At 38.0% G+C, this 20,525-nt stretch carries 21 protein-coding genes, 2 tRNA genes, 1 rRNA gene and 2 pseudogenes; 19 read left to right on the forward strand and 7 right to left on the reverse strand.

Annotation, left to right across the window (positions count from 1 at the left end; translation table 11 throughout):
- Positions 1-11 precede the first annotated feature (11 nt).
- The 7 genes from rrf to tsaD all read left to right on the forward strand — a co-directional run bounded on the left by rrf (position 12) and on the right by tsaD (position 3,052).
- Positions 12-127, forward strand: a 5S ribosomal RNA gene (gene rrf, locus ACZYRN_RS17340).
- A gap of 26 nt (positions 128-153) precedes the next feature.
- Positions 154-227 (forward strand) — tRNA-Met (locus ACZYRN_RS17345).
- 5 nt (positions 228-232) lie between these two features.
- Positions 233-309: transfer RNA gene (locus ACZYRN_RS17350), tRNA-Asp, on the forward strand.
- 114 nt (positions 310-423) lie between these two features.
- The gene (gene tsaE, locus ACZYRN_RS17355; protein WP_488912878.1) at positions 424-906 is read left to right on the forward strand and encodes a tRNA (adenosine(37)-N6)-threonylcarbamoyltransferase complex ATPase subunit type 1 TsaE; all 483 of its coding nucleotides are present in this window, start codon (positions 424-426) and stop codon (positions 904-906) included.
- Positions 887-1,594 carry a tRNA (adenosine(37)-N6)-threonylcarbamoyltransferase complex dimerization subunit type 1 TsaB gene (gene tsaB / locus ACZYRN_RS17360; RefSeq protein WP_488912879.1) on the forward strand — a complete coding sequence of 236 codons (708 nt, stop codon included), beginning with the start codon at positions 887-889 and terminating at the stop codon, positions 1,592-1,594. The genes tsaE and tsaB overlap by 20 nt, the downstream gene beginning before the upstream one ends.
- A complete protein-coding gene (gene rimI, locus ACZYRN_RS17365; RefSeq protein ID WP_488912880.1) occupies positions 1,587-2,033 on the forward strand; it encodes a ribosomal protein S18-alanine N-acetyltransferase in 447 nt (148 codons plus the stop codon). The genes tsaB and rimI overlap by 8 nt, the downstream gene beginning before the upstream one ends.
- Positions 2,033-3,052 carry a tRNA (adenosine(37)-N6)-threonylcarbamoyltransferase complex transferase subunit TsaD gene (gene tsaD / locus ACZYRN_RS17370; RefSeq protein ID WP_488912881.1) on the forward strand — a complete coding sequence of 340 codons (1,020 nt, stop codon included), beginning with the start codon at positions 2,033-2,035 and terminating at the stop codon, positions 3,050-3,052. The genes rimI and tsaD overlap by 1 nt, the downstream gene beginning before the upstream one ends.
- Positions 3,053-3,217: 165 nt before the next feature.
- Here tsaD and ACZYRN_RS17375 read toward each other — a convergent pair whose 3' ends face one another.
- Complete coding sequence (locus ACZYRN_RS17375) at positions 3,218-5,146, reverse strand: ABC-F family ATP-binding cassette domain-containing protein (protein WP_488912882.1); 1,929 nt, start codon at positions 5,144-5,146, stop codon at positions 3,218-3,220.
- Between the two features lie 148 nt (positions 5,147-5,294).
- Between ACZYRN_RS17375 and ACZYRN_RS17380 the strand changes: the two genes are divergently transcribed.
- The 3 genes from ACZYRN_RS17380 to tatC are packed head-to-tail and all read left to right on the forward strand — an operon-like array spanning position 5,295 to position 6,967.
- The gene (locus ACZYRN_RS17380; RefSeq protein ID WP_488912883.1) at positions 5,295-5,948 is read left to right on the forward strand and encodes a redox-sensing transcriptional repressor Rex; all 654 of its coding nucleotides are present in this window, start codon (positions 5,295-5,297) and stop codon (positions 5,946-5,948) included.
- Between the two features lie 56 nt (positions 5,949-6,004).
- Positions 6,005-6,187 carry a twin-arginine translocase TatA/TatE family subunit gene (locus tag ACZYRN_RS17385; RefSeq protein ID WP_488912884.1) on the forward strand — a complete coding sequence of 61 codons (183 nt, stop codon included), beginning with the start codon at positions 6,005-6,007 and terminating at the stop codon, positions 6,185-6,187.
- An 18-nt stretch (positions 6,188-6,205) separates the two neighbouring features.
- Positions 6,206-6,967 (forward strand): twin-arginine translocase subunit TatC, encoded by a 762-nt coding sequence (tatC, locus tag ACZYRN_RS17390; protein ID WP_488912885.1) that lies wholly within the window; start codon positions 6,206-6,208, stop codon positions 6,965-6,967.
- Positions 6,968-6,988: 21 nt separating this feature from the next.
- Here the strand turns inward: tatC and ACZYRN_RS17395 are convergent, their stop codons facing one another.
- On the reverse strand, positions 6,989-7,180 hold the full coding sequence (locus ACZYRN_RS17395; protein WP_488912886.1) for a DUF4305 domain-containing protein: 192 nt from the start codon (positions 7,178-7,180) through the stop codon (positions 6,989-6,991).
- A gap of 15 nt (positions 7,181-7,195) precedes the next feature.
- On the reverse strand, positions 7,196-7,933 hold the full coding sequence (locus ACZYRN_RS17400; RefSeq protein WP_488912887.1) for a CPBP family intramembrane glutamic endopeptidase: 738 nt from the start codon (positions 7,931-7,933) through the stop codon (positions 7,196-7,198).
- A gap of 208 nt (positions 7,934-8,141) precedes the next feature.
- Here ACZYRN_RS17400 and groES point away from each other — a divergent pair, with 208 nt between their 5' ends.
- Both groES and groL read left to right on the forward strand, forming a co-directional pair.
- Entirely contained in the window at positions 8,142-8,426 is a 285-nt protein-coding gene (gene groES, locus ACZYRN_RS17405) for a co-chaperone GroES (RefSeq protein ID WP_488912888.1), read from the forward strand.
- 49 nt (positions 8,427-8,475) lie between these two features.
- Complete coding sequence (gene groL / locus ACZYRN_RS17410) at positions 8,476-10,101, forward strand: chaperonin GroEL (RefSeq protein ID WP_488912889.1); 1,626 nt, start codon at positions 8,476-8,478, stop codon at positions 10,099-10,101.
- A 576-nt stretch (positions 10,102-10,677) separates the two neighbouring features.
- Here the strand turns inward: groL and ACZYRN_RS17415 are convergent.
- On the reverse strand, positions 10,678-10,977 hold the full coding sequence (locus tag ACZYRN_RS17415; protein WP_488912890.1) for a hypothetical protein: 300 nt from the start codon (positions 10,975-10,977) through the stop codon (positions 10,678-10,680).
- Positions 10,978-11,472: 495 nt separating this feature from the next.
- Between ACZYRN_RS17415 and ACZYRN_RS17420 the strand changes: the two are divergent.
- A pseudogene (locus ACZYRN_RS17420) lies at positions 11,473-11,592 on the forward strand (hypothetical protein); the annotation flags it as partial.
- Between the two features lie 113 nt (positions 11,593-11,705).
- Here the strand turns inward: ACZYRN_RS17420 and ACZYRN_RS17425 are convergent.
- Positions 11,706-11,990 (reverse strand): annotated as a pseudogene (locus ACZYRN_RS17425) (tyrosine-type recombinase/integrase); the annotation flags it as partial.
- A 224-nt stretch (positions 11,991-12,214) separates the two neighbouring features.
- Positions 12,215-12,667: a DUF4304 domain-containing protein gene (locus tag ACZYRN_RS17430; RefSeq protein WP_488912891.1), complete on the reverse strand. Its 453-nt coding sequence runs from the start codon at positions 12,665-12,667 to the stop codon at positions 12,215-12,217.
- Between the two features lie 336 nt (positions 12,668-13,003).
- Here ACZYRN_RS17430 and ACZYRN_RS17435 point away from each other — a divergent pair, with 336 nt between their 5' ends.
- Positions 13,004-13,969 (forward strand): hypothetical protein, encoded by a 966-nt coding sequence (locus tag ACZYRN_RS17435; RefSeq protein WP_488912892.1) that lies wholly within the window; start codon positions 13,004-13,006, stop codon positions 13,967-13,969.
- An 825-nt stretch (positions 13,970-14,794) separates the two neighbouring features.
- Here ACZYRN_RS17435 and ACZYRN_RS17440 read toward each other — a convergent pair.
- Positions 14,795-15,571 carry a DeoR/GlpR family DNA-binding transcription regulator gene (locus ACZYRN_RS17440; RefSeq protein ID WP_488912893.1) on the reverse strand — a complete coding sequence of 259 codons (777 nt, stop codon included), beginning with the start codon at positions 15,569-15,571 and terminating at the stop codon, positions 14,795-14,797.
- A gap of 233 nt (positions 15,572-15,804) precedes the next feature.
- On the opposite strand from ACZYRN_RS17440, the gene ACZYRN_RS17445 reads away from it, so the two are divergent.
- The 5 genes from ACZYRN_RS17445 to ACZYRN_RS17465 all read left to right on the forward strand — a co-directional run bounded on the left by ACZYRN_RS17445 (position 15,805) and on the right by ACZYRN_RS17465 (position 20,525).
- A complete protein-coding gene (locus ACZYRN_RS17445) occupies positions 15,805-16,938 on the forward strand; it encodes a phosphonoacetaldehyde reductase (protein WP_488912894.1) in 1,134 nt (377 codons plus the stop codon).
- A 20-nt stretch (positions 16,939-16,958) separates the two neighbouring features.
- Entirely contained in the window at positions 16,959-18,014 is a 1,056-nt protein-coding gene (locus tag ACZYRN_RS17450; protein ID WP_488912895.1) for a PhnD/SsuA/transferrin family substrate-binding protein, read from the forward strand.
- 106 nt (positions 18,015-18,120) lie between these two features.
- Positions 18,121-18,885 carry a phosphonate ABC transporter ATP-binding protein gene (gene phnC / locus ACZYRN_RS17455; RefSeq protein ID WP_488912896.1) on the forward strand — a complete coding sequence of 255 codons (765 nt, stop codon included), beginning with the start codon at positions 18,121-18,123 and terminating at the stop codon, positions 18,883-18,885.
- Positions 18,886-18,897: 12 nt separating this feature from the next.
- Positions 18,898-19,683 (forward strand): phosphonate ABC transporter, permease protein PhnE, encoded by a 786-nt coding sequence (phnE, locus tag ACZYRN_RS17460; RefSeq protein ID WP_488912897.1) that lies wholly within the window; start codon positions 18,898-18,900, stop codon positions 19,681-19,683.
- Entirely contained in the window at positions 19,683-20,525 is an 843-nt protein-coding gene (locus ACZYRN_RS17465; RefSeq protein WP_488912898.1) for an ABC transporter permease subunit, read from the forward strand. Before phnE ends, ACZYRN_RS17465 begins: the two co-directional genes overlap by 1 nt.

A 20,525-nucleotide genomic window follows, 5' to 3' on the forward strand; every position in this document is an offset into this window, starting at 1 on the left:
CAATTTCATAGTCAGGTGGCATTAGCGAAGAGGTCACACCCGTTCCCATCCCGAACACGGCAGTTAAGCTCTTCAGCGCCGATGGTAGTTGGGGGTTTCCCCCTGTGAGAGCAGGACGCCGCCTGGCGAAATTCATAAAAATTATTTTATCGTCGCGGGGTGGAGCAGCTCGGTAGCTCGTCGGGCTCATAACCCGAAGGTCGCAGGTTCAAATCCTGCCCCCGCAATCATTGGTCCGGTAGTTCAGTTGGTTAGAATGCCTGCCTGTCACGCAGGAGGTCGCGGGTTCGAGTCCCGTCCGGACCGCCATTTTATATTAAGAAGAATTCTTTTTTTAATCAAGTATATTCGATATAATAAGAATAGGAAACCTTAGGAGATATAATCCTAAGGTTTTTTTTCGAGGAAAGAAGGTAAATACTTATGACATCTTCTTATAAATTTATCATTGATAATGTAGAAGAAATGAAAATGTTTGCGGCGCATATTGCTTCGTTGCTATTACCTGGTGATGTAGTTTTGCTTGAAGGAGATTTAGGTGCAGGGAAAACAACATTTACTCAAGGAGTTGCAGTTGCTTTAGGTGTTAAGAAAAATGTTAACAGTCCAACATTTACAATTATTAAAGAATATAAAGGGAAATATCCATTGTATCATATGGATGTGTATCGACTTGGCCCCGACTCAGAAGAAGATCTTGGTTTTGACGAATATTTTTATGGGGAAGGTATTTCAATCGTGGAATGGGCACATTTAATTGAAGGACAACTGCCAGATGAATATATAAAAATTAATATTTATCATACGGGACTTGATGGTCAGCGTGAAATAGTTTTAACTATAGAAGGTGATCGTTATGATCGAATAAGTGAGAAGGTGATGAAATTTGAAAATACTGGCAATTGATACTTCTACATATACATTGTCGATCGGTGTGTCCGATGGTGATGTTATACTTGCGGAGCAGATAACAAATGTGAAAAAAAATCATTCAATTAGGGTAATGCCGGCCATTGAAGCGCTTATGAGTGAGGTCGATATGAAGCCAGGTGATTTGAACAAAATTATAGTAGCAAATGGACCGGGTTCTTATACAGGTGTTCGAATCGGTGTCACGATTGCGAAAACATTGGCATGGACGTTAAATATTCCTCTAACTGCTGTATCGGGGCTTGCATCACTTGCAGCATCCGCTCCATTAATTGAAGGCCTTGTTTGTCCTATATTTGATGCTCGCAGGGGACAGGTATTTACAGGACTGTATCGATTATCGAACGGTTTAGTGGAATCGCTAAAAGAAGATCAGAATGTTCTTATTACAGACTGGTGCCAAGAGCTTCTTAGAATTGGAGAGCCTGTATTATTTGTTGGACAGGAAAGCATTATACATGAGCCAATTATAGCTAAATTGATGGGCAGTGCCGCCGCATTTGCAGGAAAATCGGTTCCATATACACGTCCTGCTGCTCTTCTTGCATTCGCATCAGGAATAGAGCAAGACCCGTCACAAGTTGTGCCGAACTATGCACGGCTAGCTGAGGCAGAGGCGAAGTGGCTTAAAGCGAATGAAAAGAAGGGGAAGTCTGATGAGTGAGCTTTTTGTGCGGAAAATGACCTTGGATGATGTTTCTGCAGTGTATGAAATAGAATTGGCTAGTTTTACAGTTCCATGGTCAAAAGAGGCATTAGAAAAAGAAATTACTTCAAATCATTTTGCTCTTTACCATGTAGCTGAAATAGAAGATAAAGTGATTGGCTACTGCGGTATGTGGATTGTGTATGACCAAGTACAGGTAACGAATATCGCCATTTTGCCTGAATATCGGGGCAATCATTACGGTGAAAAATTGCTTGGTTTTGTGATCAATGAAGCACGGCGTCATGGAGGTAAAATGCTTTCATTAGAAGTGAGAGTAAGCAATACACCGGCACGTTCGCTTTATGAAAAATTCGGGTTGCAGCCGGGTGGAATCCGGAAGCAGTATTATACCGATGATTTAGAGGATGCTTTAGTAATGTGGGTGAATTTGTAATGAAAAAAGATATATTTATATTCGGAATTGAGACGAGCTGTGATGAGACAGCCGCGGCAGTGATTAAAAATGGAACAGATATTATAGCAAATGTCGTTTCGTCACAAATTGAAAGCCATAAACGATTTGGTGGCGTCGTACCAGAAATTGCATCACGTCATCATGTGGAACAAATTATTGCAGTGTTTGAGGAAACATTAAAACAGGCAGACTTAACATTTAAAGATATGGATGCGATTGCAGTAACAAAAGGACCAGGTCTTGTCGGAGCCCTTTTAGTCGGGGTCAATGCAGCGAAAACGATTGCATTTGCACACGATTTACCGCTTATTGGCGTTCACCATATCGCAGGGCATATTTATGCAAACCGGTTAGTTCAGGAGATGTCTTTCCCTCTTATGTCATTAGTTGTTTCTGGGGGGCATACGGAACTTATCTATATGAAAGAACATGGTTCATTTGAAGTAATTGGCGAGACGCGTGATGATGCAGCTGGCGAGGCATATGATAAAGTAGCTCGTACATTGAGTTTACCTTATCCAGGCGGCCCGCATATTGACCGGTTGGCGGCTAAGGGCCAGGATACGTACTCATTGCCCCGTATTCGTTTAGAAGAAGGATCGTACGATTTTAGTTTTAGCGGATTGAAATCGGCGGTTATTAATACAGTGCATAATGCGGAACAGCGTGGCGAAGAGATTAATCCGGAAAATTTGGCTGCGAGTTTTCAAGCGAGTGTCGTAGAGGTGCTGACAGAAAAAACAGTGCGGGCAGCGAAAGAATATGATGTGAAGCAAGTATTATTAGCTGGTGGAGTAGCGGCTAATAAAGGGCTTCGAGAGTCTCTTGAGAATGCATTTCGTAAAATAGAGAACAGTGACTTACTAATTCCACCTCTAGCGCTCTGTACGGACAATGCAGCGATGATTGCAGCGGCAGGCACTATTTTGTTTGAACAAGGGAAAAGGGATGGAATGGATATGAATGGTCATCCAGGATTGGATATTGAAGAATTTTAACAAATAGACATTAGTCTATCTGTTTTATTGTGGATAATGGGGAAAAACACAGTCAATTTCTGTGGATAGTGTGGATAAGTTCTGTGGAAAGCTTTTTTACAAGCTCTTTAATAATATAAAATTGGGGATAAAAAAGCACGATGCTGTGGATAGCACCGTGCTTTTTTATTCTTCTTGTAATGTTTCCCATTCTTCCATTAGTAATTCAATGGCATGGTTTGCTTGTTCTAATTGTTGCTGTAACTCCATTGATTTTGAATGATCTTCGTATATTTCAGGCAGGCAGAGGAGTCCTTCTGCTTCTGTTATAATTCCTTCATGCTCAGCAATTTTCGATTCAATTTCTTCAATTCGGCGAAGACGCTGACGATCCCGTTTTCGTTGTTCTTTATCCGTTTTGTATGAATCAGCAGCAACAGGTTTTGTCATCGTTGAAATCGTGTTTGCTGTTTCGAGAGCAGCAAGTTCTTCCTGTTCATTTTTCTTTTCTACAAAATAGTCGTAATCCCCAAGGTAGACGGTGACACCTGCTTTTGTTTGGTCAAGTTCCACCACTTGAGTGGCAATCCGGTTGATAAAATAACGGTCATGTGAGACGAATAAAAGGGTGCCGGGATAATCAATCAATGCATTTTCAAGCACTTCCTTACTATCGAGATCTAGATGGTTTGTCGGTTCATCAAGTATAAGTAAATTTGCTTTTTGCATCGTCAGTTTAGCGAGTGCAAGGCGGGCTTTTTCGCCGCCGCTTAGTGCTGAAACTGGTTTTAATACGTCATCACCTGAAAAAAGAAAGGTGCCAAGAATTGTTCGTATCTCTTTTTCCTGAGTACCAGGATACTCGTCCCAAAGTTCAGCTAATACCGTTTTTGACCGGTTTAAATGAGACTGTTCTTGATCATAATAACCGATTTCAACATTCGCTCCTAGCCGGATCTCACCGGCTAGAAGAGGCAATTCACCCGTGATCGATTTCAGCAAAGTTGATTTGCCAGCACCGTTTGGACCGACGAGAGCGATGCTTTCACCTCTAGATATATCAAGTGATAATTCAGAAACAATTGTCTGTCCGTCATAGCCGATAGAGGCACCTTCAATTTTTAACACTTCATTTCCACTTTGCCGGTCGATATCAAATAACATACTTGGCGGCTTTTCATTACCGCCAGGCCTTGTCATCATGTCCATACGGTCAAGTTGTTTTTGTCTGCTTTGTGCCCGTTTTGTAGTAGAAGCACGGGCAATATTGCGCTGAATAAATGCTTCAAGCTTTGCGGCTTCTTCCTGCTGTTTTTCAAATTGTTTCATTTCGCGCTCGTATTGATCTGCTTTTTGAATTAAATATTTACTGTAGTTTCCAGCATATTTGCGAATTTTGTTTCGAGACATCTCGTATACTTGATTAACGGTTTTATCAAGGAAGTAGCGATCATGAGAGACGATTAAAATCGCACCGGTATATCCTTGCAAGTGATGTTCAAGCCAGGAAAGTGTATCAATATCAAGATGGTTCGTCGGTTCATCAAGAATTAAAACACTAGGCTTCGTTAAAAGCAACTTTGCAAGAGCGAGACGTGTCTTTTGCCCACCGCTTAATGTGGAAATAAGCGTATCGTAATCATACTGTTGGAAATTGAACCCATGCAGAACGGAGCGTAAATCCGCTTCATATTGATAACCGCCGGCTTCTTTAAATTCATTTTGAAGTTGGTCATAAGCGGTCATTACTTGCTCGTACAGCTTTGGATCATTATATACATCTGGATTGGCCATATCCGCTTCGAGACTGCGCAATTGCTGCTCCATTTCCCGAAGATTGTCGAAAACGCTATTCATTTCATCCCAGATGGAAAGGTTTGATTCAAGACCGGTGTCCTGAGCTAAATATCCAATGGTGACGTCTTTCGGCTTTATAATCGCACCAGACTCGTATGAAAGCTGTCCAGCAATTATTTTTAAGAGCGTCGATTTGCCAGCGCCATTTCGTCCGACAAGTGCAATCCGATCACCTGACTGCACTTCAAGCTTTATATTCGATAAAATAAGTTCAGCTCCATAATATTTCGAGAGCTGCTGTACTTGAAGAAGTATCATGTTTTTCACCTCACTTTCACTTTACTCGAGGAAGCGGGAGCGGGCAATGGAAAAGAAGCAGTTCTTGTGAAAAAGGTGACAAAGATTTATGATTGTACTATAAGAAAAAAATGAAATGTGGAAGCGGTATCACGTAAGGAGGATAAAAATGAACAGCGATTCGGTGAAAATTCCACAAGCAACAGCGAAGCGTCTGCCTTTGTATTACCGGTTTATTCAAAACTTGCATTCCTCAGGCAAACAACGTGTTTCATCAGCAGAATTGAGTGAAGCAGTGAAAGTAGATTCGGCTACGATCCGAAGAGATTTTTCTTATTTTGGTGCACTTGGCAAAAAAGGATATGGCTACAATGTGAGCTATTTGCTATCCTTTTTTCGGAAAACACTTGATCAGGATGAAGTGACAAATGTCGCGTTAATCGGTGTTGGAAATTTAGGAACGGCATTCTTAAACTATAATTTTTTGAAAAATAATAATACAAAGATTCAGGTTGCATTTGATGTCGAAGAGAACAAAGTTGGCACAACAATTGGAGAGGTGTCTATTTATCATATGGACGAGTTGGAAGAGACATTGGCCCAATTGAACGTGCCAGTAGCGATTTTAACGATCCCGCAGTCTGCAGCACAGTCTATTACCGATCGTTTAGTCCAAGCAAATATAAAAGGAATTTTGAATTTTACACCAGCACGGTTAAACGTTCCTTCCGATATTCGCGTCCATCATATTGATCTGGCAATTGAATTGCAATCGCTCGTATATTTTTTGAAAAATTATCCAGACCAATCTGTTGAAAAATGATCATGGTATTTAAGGGATAAATCAGTTATGATGAAGGAAAAGGGAGGTGTGTGCCAATGGTAGGTGTTGGCAGTATGGTCGTAATTGGCGCAGTAGCATTGCTTATTTTTGGACCGAAAAAACTTCCGGAACTCGGACGAGCAGCCGGTGATACACTGAGAGAATTTAAAAATTCAACAAAAGGATTAGCCGATGATGATGATCGGAAAGAGGACGAGAAAGAGAAAGAGTCCAAGTAATGTTAGGGTGAATGATAGATGAGTCGACAAGATATGACGGTATATGAACATCTGGAGGAGTTTAGAAAACGGCTTATGATTGTCATCGTTTTCTTTTTGATTGCTGCTATTGGCGGGCTTTTTCTCGCAAAGCCAATTATTCACTATTTGCAGCATGCAGATGAAGCGGCAGCGCTCACGATGAATGCATTTCGAGTAACTGATCCGCTAAAGATTTATTTTCAGATGGCATTTGTCATTGGAATTATTTTGACCTCGCCGGTCATTTTATATCAATTGTGGGCATTTATCAGTCCCGGTCTGCATGAAAAAGAGCGAAGAGCGACGCTTAGTTATATTCCCGCATCAGTTCTTTTATTTTTAGGAGGACTCGCTTTTTCATATTTCATTTTATTTCCCTATATTGTTCATTTTATGATGAAACTGTCGGGCGATTTGAATATTGAGCAGGTCATTGGCATTAATGAATACTTTCAATTTTTATTTCAGACAACGATCCCATTTGGGTTATTATTCCAGCTTCCGGTTGTGACGTTATTTTTGACAAGGCTAGGTATTATCACACCGCAATTATTAAGTCAGATTCGCCGCTATGCGTATTTCGTTTTACTCGTCATTGCGGCACTGATTACTCCGCCGGATATCATTTCACATATGCTGGTGAGTGTTCCATTATTTATTTTGTATGAAGTGAGTATTTTTGTTTCAAAAATTGGCTATAAAAAAGCACAGCAGGCAGCAGCCCATGCTGCACTTGAGCAAGAAGAATCCGCCCAATAAACGAGGCGGATTCTCTTAATTTCAGCTATTTTTTATTTTGAAATGTATGAACATTAACCGGAGGCCAGTGCCTATGTCGAATGTTGCCAGCAAAATGAGAATATAGTTAAAAAACCTGAAGCCATTTACATTTACGTCCTGTATGGCGAGAAAAACGAAAAATCCGCCAAGTATATTATAAAAAATCCCTGCAGCTAGTGGTGACTGTCTCATTATTATTCTACCTCCTTACGAAAACCACAAAATAAACTGTTGAGCTTGTTCTGCTTCCTTGATCATTTCTTCAATATCATCCGCAAATACATATTGCATCAGTACAACGATTGAGTTCATTGAGACATGCGCCACAATAGGTACAATTAATTTCTTTGTTTTTACGTAAAGAAATGCGAATGTAAAGCCCATTGCCGCATATAATAAAAAATGCTCTAATTCTCTGTGTGCAACAGAGAAGACAAATGCACTAATGAGTGCTGCGAAGAAAAAGGGAATACGTTCATACAATGAGCCGAATAAAATTTTTCGGAACACGATTTCTTCCAAAATCGGGCCAAATAGGGCGACAGAAAGAATGGTAAGCGGGACCCATTCGACGAGTTGAATGATGTCTTGCGTGTTTTCAGAACCTTGATCAATACCGAGTGCTGTTTCAATAATGATCGCTGCATATTGTGCAGAAAACGCAAGAAACACACCGGTGATTGACCAGAAAATTAATTTTCCAGCAGATGGTGAAAACTGGTTTTCAATTTTGTTTACATACGCGGATTTTCGTAAAATAAGCAGAGTGATAACTGTCGCAAGGGCAAAACTAATCACCGTCCAATAACCTATAGCAAGCAGCTGCATCTCATTTTGTTCTACGCCGGTCGAAACACCGATCTTAAAAAGAAGCGGAACACCGATATAACCGGAAAATTGCATTAAAATGTACGTAATTAAAATAAATCCATATTCTTTTTTCACATAAAAACTCCTTTATTCAATTCACTTACTATTCATTGTACTAGTAAAGAGAGGGGCCTTCAAATAAGCAGTCTTGCCCTATTTGAAAATTTTTTTGCTTTACACTTGCAAAAGAAAGCTAACTTCATTTATTATAATAATTGTGTTAGCACTCAAATGGGTAGAGTGCTAATAAAATATAATTACTTATTTTTGAGGAGGGTTTCACTTGTTAAAACCATTAGGTGACCGCGTAGTAATCGAACTAGTAGAATCTGAAGAAAAAACAGCCAGCGGAATTGTACTTCCTGATTCTGCAAAAGAAAAACCGCAGGAAGGCAAAGTTGTGGCAGTTGGAACAGGACGTGTTCTAGAAAGCGGCGAACGTGTAGCACTTGAAGTAGCTGAAGGCGATCGCATCATCTTCTCAAAATACGCAGGTACAGAAGTAAAATACGAAGGCACAGAATATTTATTGTTGCGTGAAAACGATATTTTAGCTGTAATCGGTTAATTATTACACAAAAAAATAGAAATATAAAATTTAGAGGAGGCGCTTTAAAATGGCTAAAGATATTAAATTTAGTGAAGATGCACGCCGCGCGATGCTTGCTGGTGTAGACAAGCTTGCAGATGCAGTTAAAGTAACACTTGGACCAAAAGGACGAAACGTCGTTCTTGAGAAAAAGTTCGGTTCACCGCTTATTACAAATGACGGCGTAACAATTGCCAAAGAAATCGAACTTGACGATGCATTCGAAAACATGGGTGCAAAATTGGTTGCAGAAGTAGCGAGCAAAACAAATGACGTTGCCGGTGACGGTACAACGACAGCAACTGTTCTTGCACAAGCAATGATCCGGGAAGGTTTGAAGAACGTTACAGCTGGCGCAAACCCTGTGGGCATTCGTAAAGGAATGGATAAAGCAGTTGCAACAGCACTTGAGTCTTTAAAAGTCATCTCAAAACCAATTGAAGGAAAAGAATCGATTGCTCAAGTTGCGGCGATTTCTTCTGGCGATGAAGAAGTGGGACAACTTATTGCAGAGGCAATGGAGCGCGTTGGAAATGATGGCGTTATTACAATCGAAGAATCAAAAGGCTTCACAACAGAGCTTGATGTTGTGGAAGGGATGCAGTTTGACCGTGGTTATGCTTCTCCTTACATGATTACCGATTCAGATAAAATGGAAGCAGTGCTTGAAAATCCGTATATTTTAATTACAGACAAAAAAATTGCAAGCATTCAAGAAATTCTTCCTGTTCTTGAGCAAGTTGTTCAGCAAAGCAAACCGCTTCTACTCATCTCTGAAGATGTAGAAGGCGAAGCGCTGGCAACACTTGTTGTCAATAAACTGCGTGGTACATTTAATGCAGTAGCAGTAAAAGCACCTGGATTCGGTGACCGCCGTAAAGCAATGCTTGAAGATATTGCAATTTTAACTGGCGCTGAAGTCATTACAGAAGAGCTTGGTCTTGACTTGAAATCAACGGATATTACACAGCTTGGCCGTGCATCGAAAGTTGTCGTATCGAAAGAAAACACAACAATCGTTGAAGGTGCGGGCGAGTCTCAAAACATTCAAGGCCGCGTAAGCCAAATCCGTGCGCAGCTTGAAGACACAACGTCTGAATTCGACCGTGAAAAATTGCAAGAGCGTCTGGCGAAACTTGCTGGTGGTGTTGCTGTTATTAAAGTGGGAGCGGCAACAGAAACAGAATTAAAAGAGCGCAAACTCCGCATTGAAGATGCGCTGAATGCAACGCGTGCAGCTGTTGAAGAAGGCATCGTATCCGGTGGTGGTACAGCGCTTGTGAATGTATACAATAAAGTAGCTGAAATAGAAGGCGAAGGCGATTTTGCAACAGGTGTGAAAATCGTTCTCCGTGCACTTGAAGAGCCGGTTCGTCAAATCGCGCACAACGCAGGTCTTGAAGGCTCTGTTATTGTGGAACGCCTAAAACGTGAAGAAAGCGGCATCGGTTTCAACGCGGCAACTGGCGAGTGGGTCAACATGATCGAAACAGGTATCGTGGACCCAACAAAAGTAACACGTTCAGCACTTCAAAATGCAACATCTGTAGCAGCCATGTTCTTAACAACTGAAGCTGTTGTAGCAGACAAGCCAGAACCAGCTGGTGCAGGCATGGGTATGCCTGACATGGGCGGCATGGGCGGCATGATGTAATATTAAAACATTGATATAACAATGTTTTAATAGCATCATACACTTTCATTTTGAAAAGCAGTTATGGCTGCTTTTCTCTCAAGATGAGAACTGGTCACGTAAATAAATTTTTTAAAAAGTATAGACTACTTCCTGAAAATAAGGAGGTAGTCTTTTTTGTTATTAAAATTTGCGTATCAAGACTTTTTGAATGACAGACGTTTCAAGAATACAACCAAGATAAATATCAAAAATTATGAAATGCTTTTAGGAAAATTTGTGGATTATTGCATTGAGAACCAAGTAGTAAACGTTGAAGACATTATGTATAGTCATGTTCGGCAATTAGAATCATTATGTGTCCCTATAAAAAAGTTATTTATCTTCAGAAGGCAGCATACAGTAACAATCTGTTTATCATTGTCTGATTTTTTGTTTTAACAAAGCTTAATGGGTTTTACATGTAAAAGCCTCCCCTTAGGAAACATGTTCTAAAGGGAGGCTAATCTATTATCCGTCCTATAAACTTCACTCTTTATTGCACTGCTTACCTTCGGACTATTGAGCAGATGCATATGGTTTTACTTCTTCTTTTTCTTATACTTTATCAATTTTCTCTACAAACATCTGAAACACTTTTTTCTTTTCTTCCAGGTCTTTTATTTCTTCTTTCAATTGGTTAAATCTTTGTTCAAATGGCTTATGATAAAGTTCACGGATATTGCGGATAATCTCATCATTGATTGTAGATTGTACAACCTGTTTAGTGATGCTGAATTTATAGGAATAAACCTGAAGCTCACGTTTTACTTCTTCATATTCTTTATCTATTTCATGTAATAAACCACAAATTTCTTCTTTCCATTCTTCTAAAGACTTCTTTACATGCGCCTCCATGGTTCATCTCCCTTTATTCAACTTCATTATGTATACTAATCAAAAAGCTTTTCTTATAAGTCTATCAATTTATCTTTGCATTTTCTTTTCTATACAGTTACATAACAACTTATTTTTATTAAAAGAAGATAACAGGACTGCGTCAAAAACAAAGGAGTAACAACACCATTTCATTATTGCTTATTTTAGGTAAATAATTTTTTATACAGAATACATTTTCAGAACCATGCCATAGCCGAATGCAGAAGCAACAATACCTATGAGAACAGAGGAAATGACATATGCTAAGGCCAATTTATCCTTTTTTTCTTTCCATAAAGGTGATGGTCTCGGTCCCAAATGTAGAAAAAGTAGTATACGCACCACAAAAACCTACACTAAACATCTCCCATAGCTATACTGGAAGTAAATGAAAGAAGTAGCCATTTTAAGAGAAGTGGTTATTGTTAATTGAATATAAATGGAATATCACTATAAAACCCAGTGCTGACGGGCATTGACCCAACGAAAGTAACACGTTCAGCACTTCAAAATGCAACATCTGTAGCAGCCATGTTCTTAACAACTGAAGCCGTTGTAGCAGACAAGCCAGAAGAAGGCGGCGGCATGATGTAATAAGCCCCCTAAAAGCCTTGATATATATAGGTTTTAAGCTTTTATAAAGGTGAATGCTCATACTTTTGCTCATAACGGGCAAAAAAGCTCATCTTTTTGCAAGAAAATAATTTTTAGAGAAGGTCTTTCATCAGTCTACTGAACTGTTGAGAGGCCTTTTCTTCCATATCAACGGTCATATGAGCATAAATGTTCATCGTTGTGTTTATATCTGTGTGTCCTAAACGCTGCTGGATCTCCTTTACTCCTACACCTGCCTCAATCAAAAGGGAAGTATGGGTGTGTCTAAATGAATGAGGAGTAATATTTTTTTCAATAGCAGCTTTTTTCAGTAAACGCTTTAGCCTGGTTTCAACTACTTTTCTTAATTGAGGATGTCCATCATTTCTTGCAAAGATGAGATGGAAGCAATTTTTAAGCAGCGTATTGAAGGCAACAAAGAACGCACAGATATGGAGAATTTAAGGGATTCATATCTAAAAATAATAGATCATATTAAGAACGTTTACGATAATAGGCAAAATTAAAAAAAGTTACCTTTTTTAAGGTAACTTTTTTAATTTGTTGACTCTGTTAAACGATAGTGTTGATTTTTTTATAAAAAAAGCCAGTTTTTATATCTTCAATCAAAATTGATTTCACCTTGTTTTTTTGCTTTTTTCTTAATAATACGAGCTACTTTATTTGAATTCCACCAATCTTCGGCTTTAGGTAAAAGAGAAACAACCTCATACGCTAACTTTTCGTAAATGTCAGCCGGTACTGGTTCTTCGTCATATCTAAATTCATATCCTTCGTTTCGCTTAAGCCATGTTTGTGGAACGTGGTGAGTAGTGTTTACCTTATTAGGAGGAATATGTGGTCCACCCTTAATGGTAAAGCCATTGGATGGCGAAGCACCTATTTCAACGGTAAACCCACCACCATATTTATCGAAAAAGAAAGAAATAAGGTCAATTCGGGTTTCTAATTTTCGTCGAAAATGCGGAAAAGAACCCTTAAATCCCTTTTCTCTTAGTAAGGGAATAAGGATCGCTTTTAGTGCTTTAATCATTTCATTACGTCCAGAAGCCACAAAAAACCTTCTTTCTCTGGTTTTGTTGATATCTCAAATCTTATTCTACTCGAAAATTCCTTCTAACAGGAATTCTGCTCCGTTAGTTTAATAAGAAAATCAACAGTGTCCTTTAACAGAGCCTAAATAAAAGAACGTAAAGATATGTACTAAATATGATTATTGGGTAGGAAACAGATAACCTATCCAGTAATTATAAAAATAATCATACTTTTGCTTATAGTAATTTTTTCTTCTGTTTTGAAATGTGAATATTTTACCACAATACAAAAGTTTCATATCTCTGTAAAATAATAGAGTAATGAAAAGGAAGTATTTCAATGGAGGTAAAACAACATGAGCATGATGAAACATTATAAAGAAAAAAAACTAGCAAATCGAATTCAAAGTAGAAGACCACAAATCATACCATCTATTATAGCTTTTTGCGGAGTCATGATACTAACTGCTTGTTCTAGTAATCCATCAGAGGAAACGATAGAAGTAAAAAGAGAAACCATTTTTGTTCAGCCCGAGAAGATATCATTTAATAAAGAAATGAATCAAATAGATTTGACTTTAACAACGAATCTTCCTCCTGAAACAGTAGTCGATGTTACGTTAAATGATTCTGAAGGAAATTCCAAGGGATCAGATTTTAATTTAGCTGTAAATACAGAAGGTCAAGTAAAAGCAGAAATTTCTTCATACGATAGTATGAACCCTGTTAATGGTGAGTATTTAGTTGACTTAACTGTGTTCGTCAATGGAGATGATCAGGATGAAATGGAAAACATCAATGAGAATTTTATTTTTGATTCTAAAGTAGGTGGATTCAGTGATGATTTGGAAGAACAATATGCAGATTCTAAAGAAGTGACGGTTACGCTTGAAGAGGAATACAATAGCTGGAATTATGAGTTAAAGGTATCTTCCACTAAACCGATTCTCTTGGAAAATGGTTATACGGCGGAACAAGCCGCACAATTAGAAAAGGAGCAATCTGAATCTGCTGCTGTAACTGAAGAAGATACGAGCACGGACTCCTCTTTAGGATCAACTGACACTTATGATAGTTTTCAATCTGAGCTTGAAAACGCAACTGGTGCTGATTGGGCAGAATATACATTTGACGAAAAATTTATCGCCGTTGAAACAATCCTTCAAGCAATGAAAGCAGGAGGAACCACTATTACAGCTGATACATACTGGTTTATCGATGCATTAAATGCTTACTATGGGGATGGGACAGATCCTGGTGCTACAGAGAAAATAGTGGATATGATCTCGTTATCTGGAGTAGCTGGCGGAGTTATTGAATAAATAGCGATGCCTTTGCTGATGATGGTTTCACCATTTTTAGCAGCACTAAGGTTGCTTAACTTAGAAAAGGGTAGGGAAAAATGAACCTACCCAAAGATCGTAAAAATGCTCATAATTTTGCTCATAGTCTATTTTTCTTCTGGTTCAAAATATTTTGAGCAAAAGATGGAATTCGTATAATATCAACGATTTTATAAATTTATTTTCTTTTATTATATGCTTTGATGAATGGGCGGCATGATGTAATATCATCTCCTAAAAAAGCGACAAACCTTGATTTATCAGGGTTTGTCGCTTTTTTATTTTCCTCTGAATTTGAAAAACTCATAAAAAACTCATACCAGTTAATATTTAAATGAGATTCTCAAGGGATTAGTCATGTTTCATTTTTTAAGTGATAATAAAGTTATTTAATATACAATAAAGCTCTTTAAAAAACAATAAAGTCCTTTAAAAGTACCAGTCATGTTATTCCATTAAAGGACCGGATTTTTGAGAAACTTGTTGTTCGAAATTATTTATCCTATAAAGGAGCATTAATGAAAAAAGGAACTTTCTCCATTGTGGATGTTCCTTTTTTGAACAAAGTATCAACAATAATTTTTGAATATAGAAGTTAAAGGATAGTCATAAATTAAAGAAGAAAAAAGAAATTAGCAGCCTGTCCTTTGTTTCTCGAATTTAATTATAAAACCCTTTTCCATACTGATCACGCACCTTTTTTAGAGTAATAGTATCAGTATGTCCAAGATTTAAAGCTTATTTGCAACTGTCTTGAAGTTTTTGCACCAGAACCCCTTTATTGGTATTCCAATCCATTGTGGATTAGTGTGGAGAAAGAATTCGAATATCCTGTTTACTATATTCCTCTACCACATTAGATGGCAGTGAGCTATCAGTAACGATCAGGTCAATATCCTTTAGTGGACAAATATTGATGTAAGACGATGTCTCAAACTTTGATGAATCAGCCACTACTACTTTGTATTTGGTCCGTGAAATCATGGTTTGAATAACGCCTACTTCATTCATTCTAAAATCTGTTAAACCGTGTTCAAGCGATAATGCATTCACCGTGATAAAAGCAATATCAATATTAAAATTAGAAAGGATTTCTTCACATTGTTTCCCATATAAAGTATATTCCTCTGGATTAAAAAAACCGCCGGTGAGGATGACATTGAAATTCTTATTTGCTCCAAGAATCGATAAAATACGAAGATCATTTGTAATAATGGTTAATCTCTTGAACTTGTCAACAAGTACTTTCGCAATTTCGATCGTCGTTGTCCCACCGTTTAGAGCAATGGCCTGCCCTTCTTCAATTAATTCAATAGCTAATGAGGCAACTTCTTGTTTTTTTTCTGAATTTTTAACTTCTCTTTCATTAAAAATCTTGTTGAGTACATTATCAGTATTTTGGATTAAAACAGCACCACCGTGAACTCTTTTTACAATTCCCTTTTTCTCTAGAACCTCTAAATCCCTTCGTACGGTATCAATCGAGACATCCAATAAAGTAGCAAGCTCAGAAGCCTTTACAGCTTTTTGCTGTTTTAAAAAGGATTCAATCATTTGATGTCTTTGCTCTTGTAACATCATATAGCTCTCCCCTATTCCTTTAATTAACTAGTATAAAAAGCATAGCATATATTTAAAAAAAGGCAAAATAAAGCAAAATAAAGTATTTTGTAAAGTAAAAGTTATATATTTTCTATGAAAATAGTGTAAATGTTATGTAATTAAAGTGTAAATCCTATTGTAAAACAGCAGAAAACGGATTAATCTTGCATTGTGAAGCAAAACAAAAAACGAACAAGAAAGGATATAACAAAATGGGGAACTACTACAATCCAGTCAAAATTAAAATAGACACGATAGATGTCATCGAGGATGTATTAAATACCATCAATCCTCAACTTACAAATATTGTCCTTTTACATCGAGGAGGTGATTTTTCAGAATCCGAGGCTGGACGTAGTCTTTATAAATGCCTTGAGGATTTTGAAGTCAAACCATTAGAAGTGAACATATCCAATCCCGATGTGGAAGACTTGTTTCATTACTATAAACAAATTGAAAACTTTGATTATCAATGCATAGTAGGAATTGGGGGTGGCAGTGTTCTTGATCTTTCGAAATCCTTAGCTGCCTTAAAGGATATGGAAATAGATTCTATCTCTACTTTACGCTCTGTGATTAAACAAAAGCTTTATATAGAAAATCAAAACTTCGTACCGTGGATTGGCATTCCTACAACCTCAGGTACGGGTTCCGAAGTTACTTGCTGGGCAACGATTTGGGATCGAGCTAACGGAGTGAAAATGTCAGTTGATTGTGAACACTTATATGCACATACAGCCATCATTGCCCCAACACTAACAGCATCATTACCGAAGGAATTAACGGCTTCAACTGCTTTAGATGCTTTATGTCATGCAACGGAGGCTTACTGGTCAAAAAGCTCCAATGAAATTTCAAGAATCTATTCATTAGAAGCGATCAAACAAATTGTCAACAACTTTGAAAAGGTATTAAATCAGCCGAATGACATTACATTAAGAAAAGAAATTGCTTTAGGAAGCTTGTATGCAGGTCTAGCCTTTAGCAATACAAGGACAACGGCATGCCACTCCATATCATATCCTCTGACATTGGAACTTGGAATGGTCCATGGGGTAGCGGCAAGCATCACGTTGGCTAAAGTGATGGAAATCAATTTTGACTCTATTATTGAAAACGATAAGTTGCTCCAAGCATTTGGTGTAAGCAGCTGCAGCGAAATTCAAGAGCTTATCCAGCATTTCCATCAGCTATCAGGTTTCTCAAGCAAGCTCAGAGATTACAAGGCCAATGAAGAAATAATCGAAACGATTGCCACAAATGCCTTTACGAAGGGCCGGATGGATAATAACCCAGTTGCTTTAACGAAGGAAGATGTCACACAAATTCTACTATCAATTTATTAATGAATAAGGGAGAGAAAAAAATGAAGACTAAATTATTGTTTGCAATGTTTTTAATATTCACTGTTTTGTTAACTGCATGTGCTGGAGGTAATGGAGATACTGCAAAAACTGGTAACGGCGGCAATGCAGAAGTTGATGATGTGATTAAAATGGTTTGGTATCCGAACGAGTCTGGTGAAGATATGAAATCATCTCGAGAAGAAATTGGCAGGCTTATTTCAGAGGCGACAGGTAAAGAAGTTGAGCATCAATTAACAACTGACTATGCCATTGCGATTGAAACGTTAGTGAACAACAATGCTGACCTTGCATTTATGGGATCACAAAGTTATGTCGAAGCAAATAATAGGAATGATGCTGTTCAAACAATAGCAGTAAAATCTGGCAAATCCGGTACTTTGGATGATGCCAAATACTATAGCTGGTTATCGGTTAATTTGGACGAACAAGACAAGTACAAAGAAAATGGAGAATTTTCACTTGATACGATAGCAGATAAAAGGTTCTCATTCGTATCAAACAGCTCAACATCAGGATTTAAGGTTCCATCCGCAAGTATTCTTGCTCATTTCAATCAACAAAAAAAGTATGCAGATTTAACGGCAGAGGATTTAATGGAAGGTGGACCATTATTCTCTCAAGTATTATTTGGTAACTCTCACCAAGGCTCCGCAGTAAATTTATTATCGGGTAAAGCTGATGTTGCGGCATTCTGTGATACTTGTGTGAAGGACTATGTGGAGATTGCTGAAGGTGATGAGAATACAGTCGGTGCTGTTTATCGCGTTAAAGATGATGCTGCAGAACCTTTTAATACAGTTACAGGTAAAGAATTTACATTAATGAGTGCTACACCAGTATTAAATGAACCATTCGTAGTGAACATGGATACAATCGGTCAAGAGGATTTTGATAAAATTCAACAACTATTAACTTCAGATGAATTTGCAAACAATGAAAAAATCTTTGCACCTAAAGATTCAGAACAGACAGCTTTATTCTCTAAAGAAGGTAAAGAAAGACTACTTGCTGTTGAAGATGAATGGTATGATCCAATCCGCGAACTTTCAAAATAATTCACTTTTCCATCATTAGGGGGAAATGAATATGAGTAAAAGTGTGCATATGTTACGTATATGTACACTTTTACTTACTAAATAAGCTATAAAGGAGTCAATTCACATGTCATTATTAAAGGTAGAGGGACTCGGAAAATCATATACATCAGACGTAAAAATATTAAAGAATATTAATTTTGAAATAGAATCTGGAGAATTTGTTTCGATCATTGGTCCGTCTGGTGCTGGTAAATCAACCATGTTACGTTGTATGAATCGAATGGTTGAATTTAATGAAGGAAAGATTATTTTTAATAATCACGAAGTAGGAAGTTTGAATAAAAAGGAATTACGCAAATTGCGAACAAGCATTGGGATGGTCTTTCAGCATTATAATCTCGTACCTCGTTTGACGGTGATTGAGAATGTGCTGCATGGCAGATTTGGTTATAAAACAACGATGCAAGGAATTTTAGGTAGATATACGGAAGAGGAGAAAGAACGTGCATTTTACTTACTAGAGAAATTAGGAATTCACGAACATGCTTATAAGCGCTGTGACCAGTTAAGCGGTGGCCAGCAGCAACGTGTAGGTATATGCAGGGCGCTTATTCAAGAACCGAAGCTAGTTCTATGTGATGAGCCGATTGCTTCGCTTGATCCGAGTTCCTCTAAGATTATCATGGACCATTTAAAGTCTATAAGTACGGAGATGGGCATTACCTGTTTAGTGAATTTACATCAAGTTGAAGTGGCGCAAAATTATTCAGATCGTATCATCGGTTTGAATAAAGGTGAAATTGTATTTTCTGGAACGAGCAGTGAACTTTCTGAAGAACAAATTAACAAAATTTATGGTACAGAAACGAAAGACTTAATAATGGCATAAGGAGCAATGACAGTGAATGAAAAAACGATGCGAAAAAGCAGGTGGCAGACAGTAATCTTTCTTCTCATCATTATCGTTCTCACCTATTTATCATCAGCTATCACACAATTTAATTTCATAGATGGGATGGCGACAATACCAAAAGCAGTAGGCTGGATTTTTTCAAACTTAATGATTACACAGGAGTCGCTTGGCAAATTGCCAAAGATACTAGAAAAATTAAACGAAACCATCTTTATGTCCATTGCTGCGACAACAATAGCGGCAGTTGTTTCCCTCTTTTTAGGATTATTTGGATCGAAAACGACCAAAATAAATAGCTTCTTAAGTGTATTTGCTCGTTTTATTGCATCCGTATCAAGAAATATTCCAGTTGTCGCATGGTCGTTGATTCTGCTCCTTTCTTTTGGACAAAATTCAGTGACAGGTTTTTTAGCTCTATTTGTTGGGACGGTAGGGTTTTTAACGAGAGCGTTTATCGAATCAATTGATGAAGCTAGCCAAAGTGCTGTTGAAGCATTAACAGCAACGGGTGCAACCTATTTCCAGATTGTCAATAAGGCGGTCATTCCACAATGTTTACCACAGATGATCAGCTGGATATTGTTCATGATTGAAACGAATATTAGAAATGCAACATTGGTTGGGATATTAACGGGTACAGGAATTGGATATACATTTGATATATATTATAAGACCTTGAATTATAATGCTGTAGCACTTGTGACATTATGTATTGTCATTGCCGTTATTATTGTGGATCTTATTTCAAATTATGTACGGAAGGTGATTCTATAATGGAAGCAACCTATATTAAAAGAAAGAAAGACGGCCGTATTCATATAAAATTGGGTAACAAAGGTGATCAAGTCGTAAGATGGACATTAATGATTCTGACAGTTTTAACAGTTGTTTCCTTTATATTCTTTAACTATGCAGGGCTGGAATTAGGCTCAGCGATTACGGAAACAGCTTATAACTTGAAAGTGATGTTTCTTGAGCCGGCATTGAGTCATTTTGATTTAGGAGAAGCCATCTATCAAGTTGGGATTACACTTGGTTTAGCGTTCTTAGCTACGATTATCGGTGCCATTATTGCTTTTTTCCTTTCTTTGATGGCTGCAACGAATTTAGCTCCTGTATGGGTATCAAGAATTGTTCGTGTATTTGTTGCGATTATTCGGGCTATTCCAACGGTATTATGGGTGTTAATCTTTGCGATTGCCGCTGGGTTGGGAAGTGAAGCGGCGGTTCTTGGTATGTTATTTCATTCTATTGCTTATTTAGTTAAAGCATTTTCAGAGGCATTTGAAGAAGTCGATAAAGGAATCTTTGAGGCGCTGCAATCCACTGGTGCGAACTGGTGGCATATCGTAAGAAGTGGTGTCTTGCCGTCTACTTTTACCTATTTATTATCATGGGTTTTCTTGCGGTTTGAAATCAACTTCGGTGTAGCCGTAGCAATGGGAGCGGCAGCTGGAGCAGGCGGAATTGGATTTGAGCTTTTTATGGCTTCTGGCTTCTACTTCGATATGCGGGAGGTTGGCTTTATTACCTACGCAATTCTCATTATTGCCTTTCTATTAGAGGTAATTTCAACTCGTTTGAAAAAACGTTACTTCCCAGCAACTTCTGACTAA

This window comes from Domibacillus sp. F004 (genome assembly GCF_057814295.1).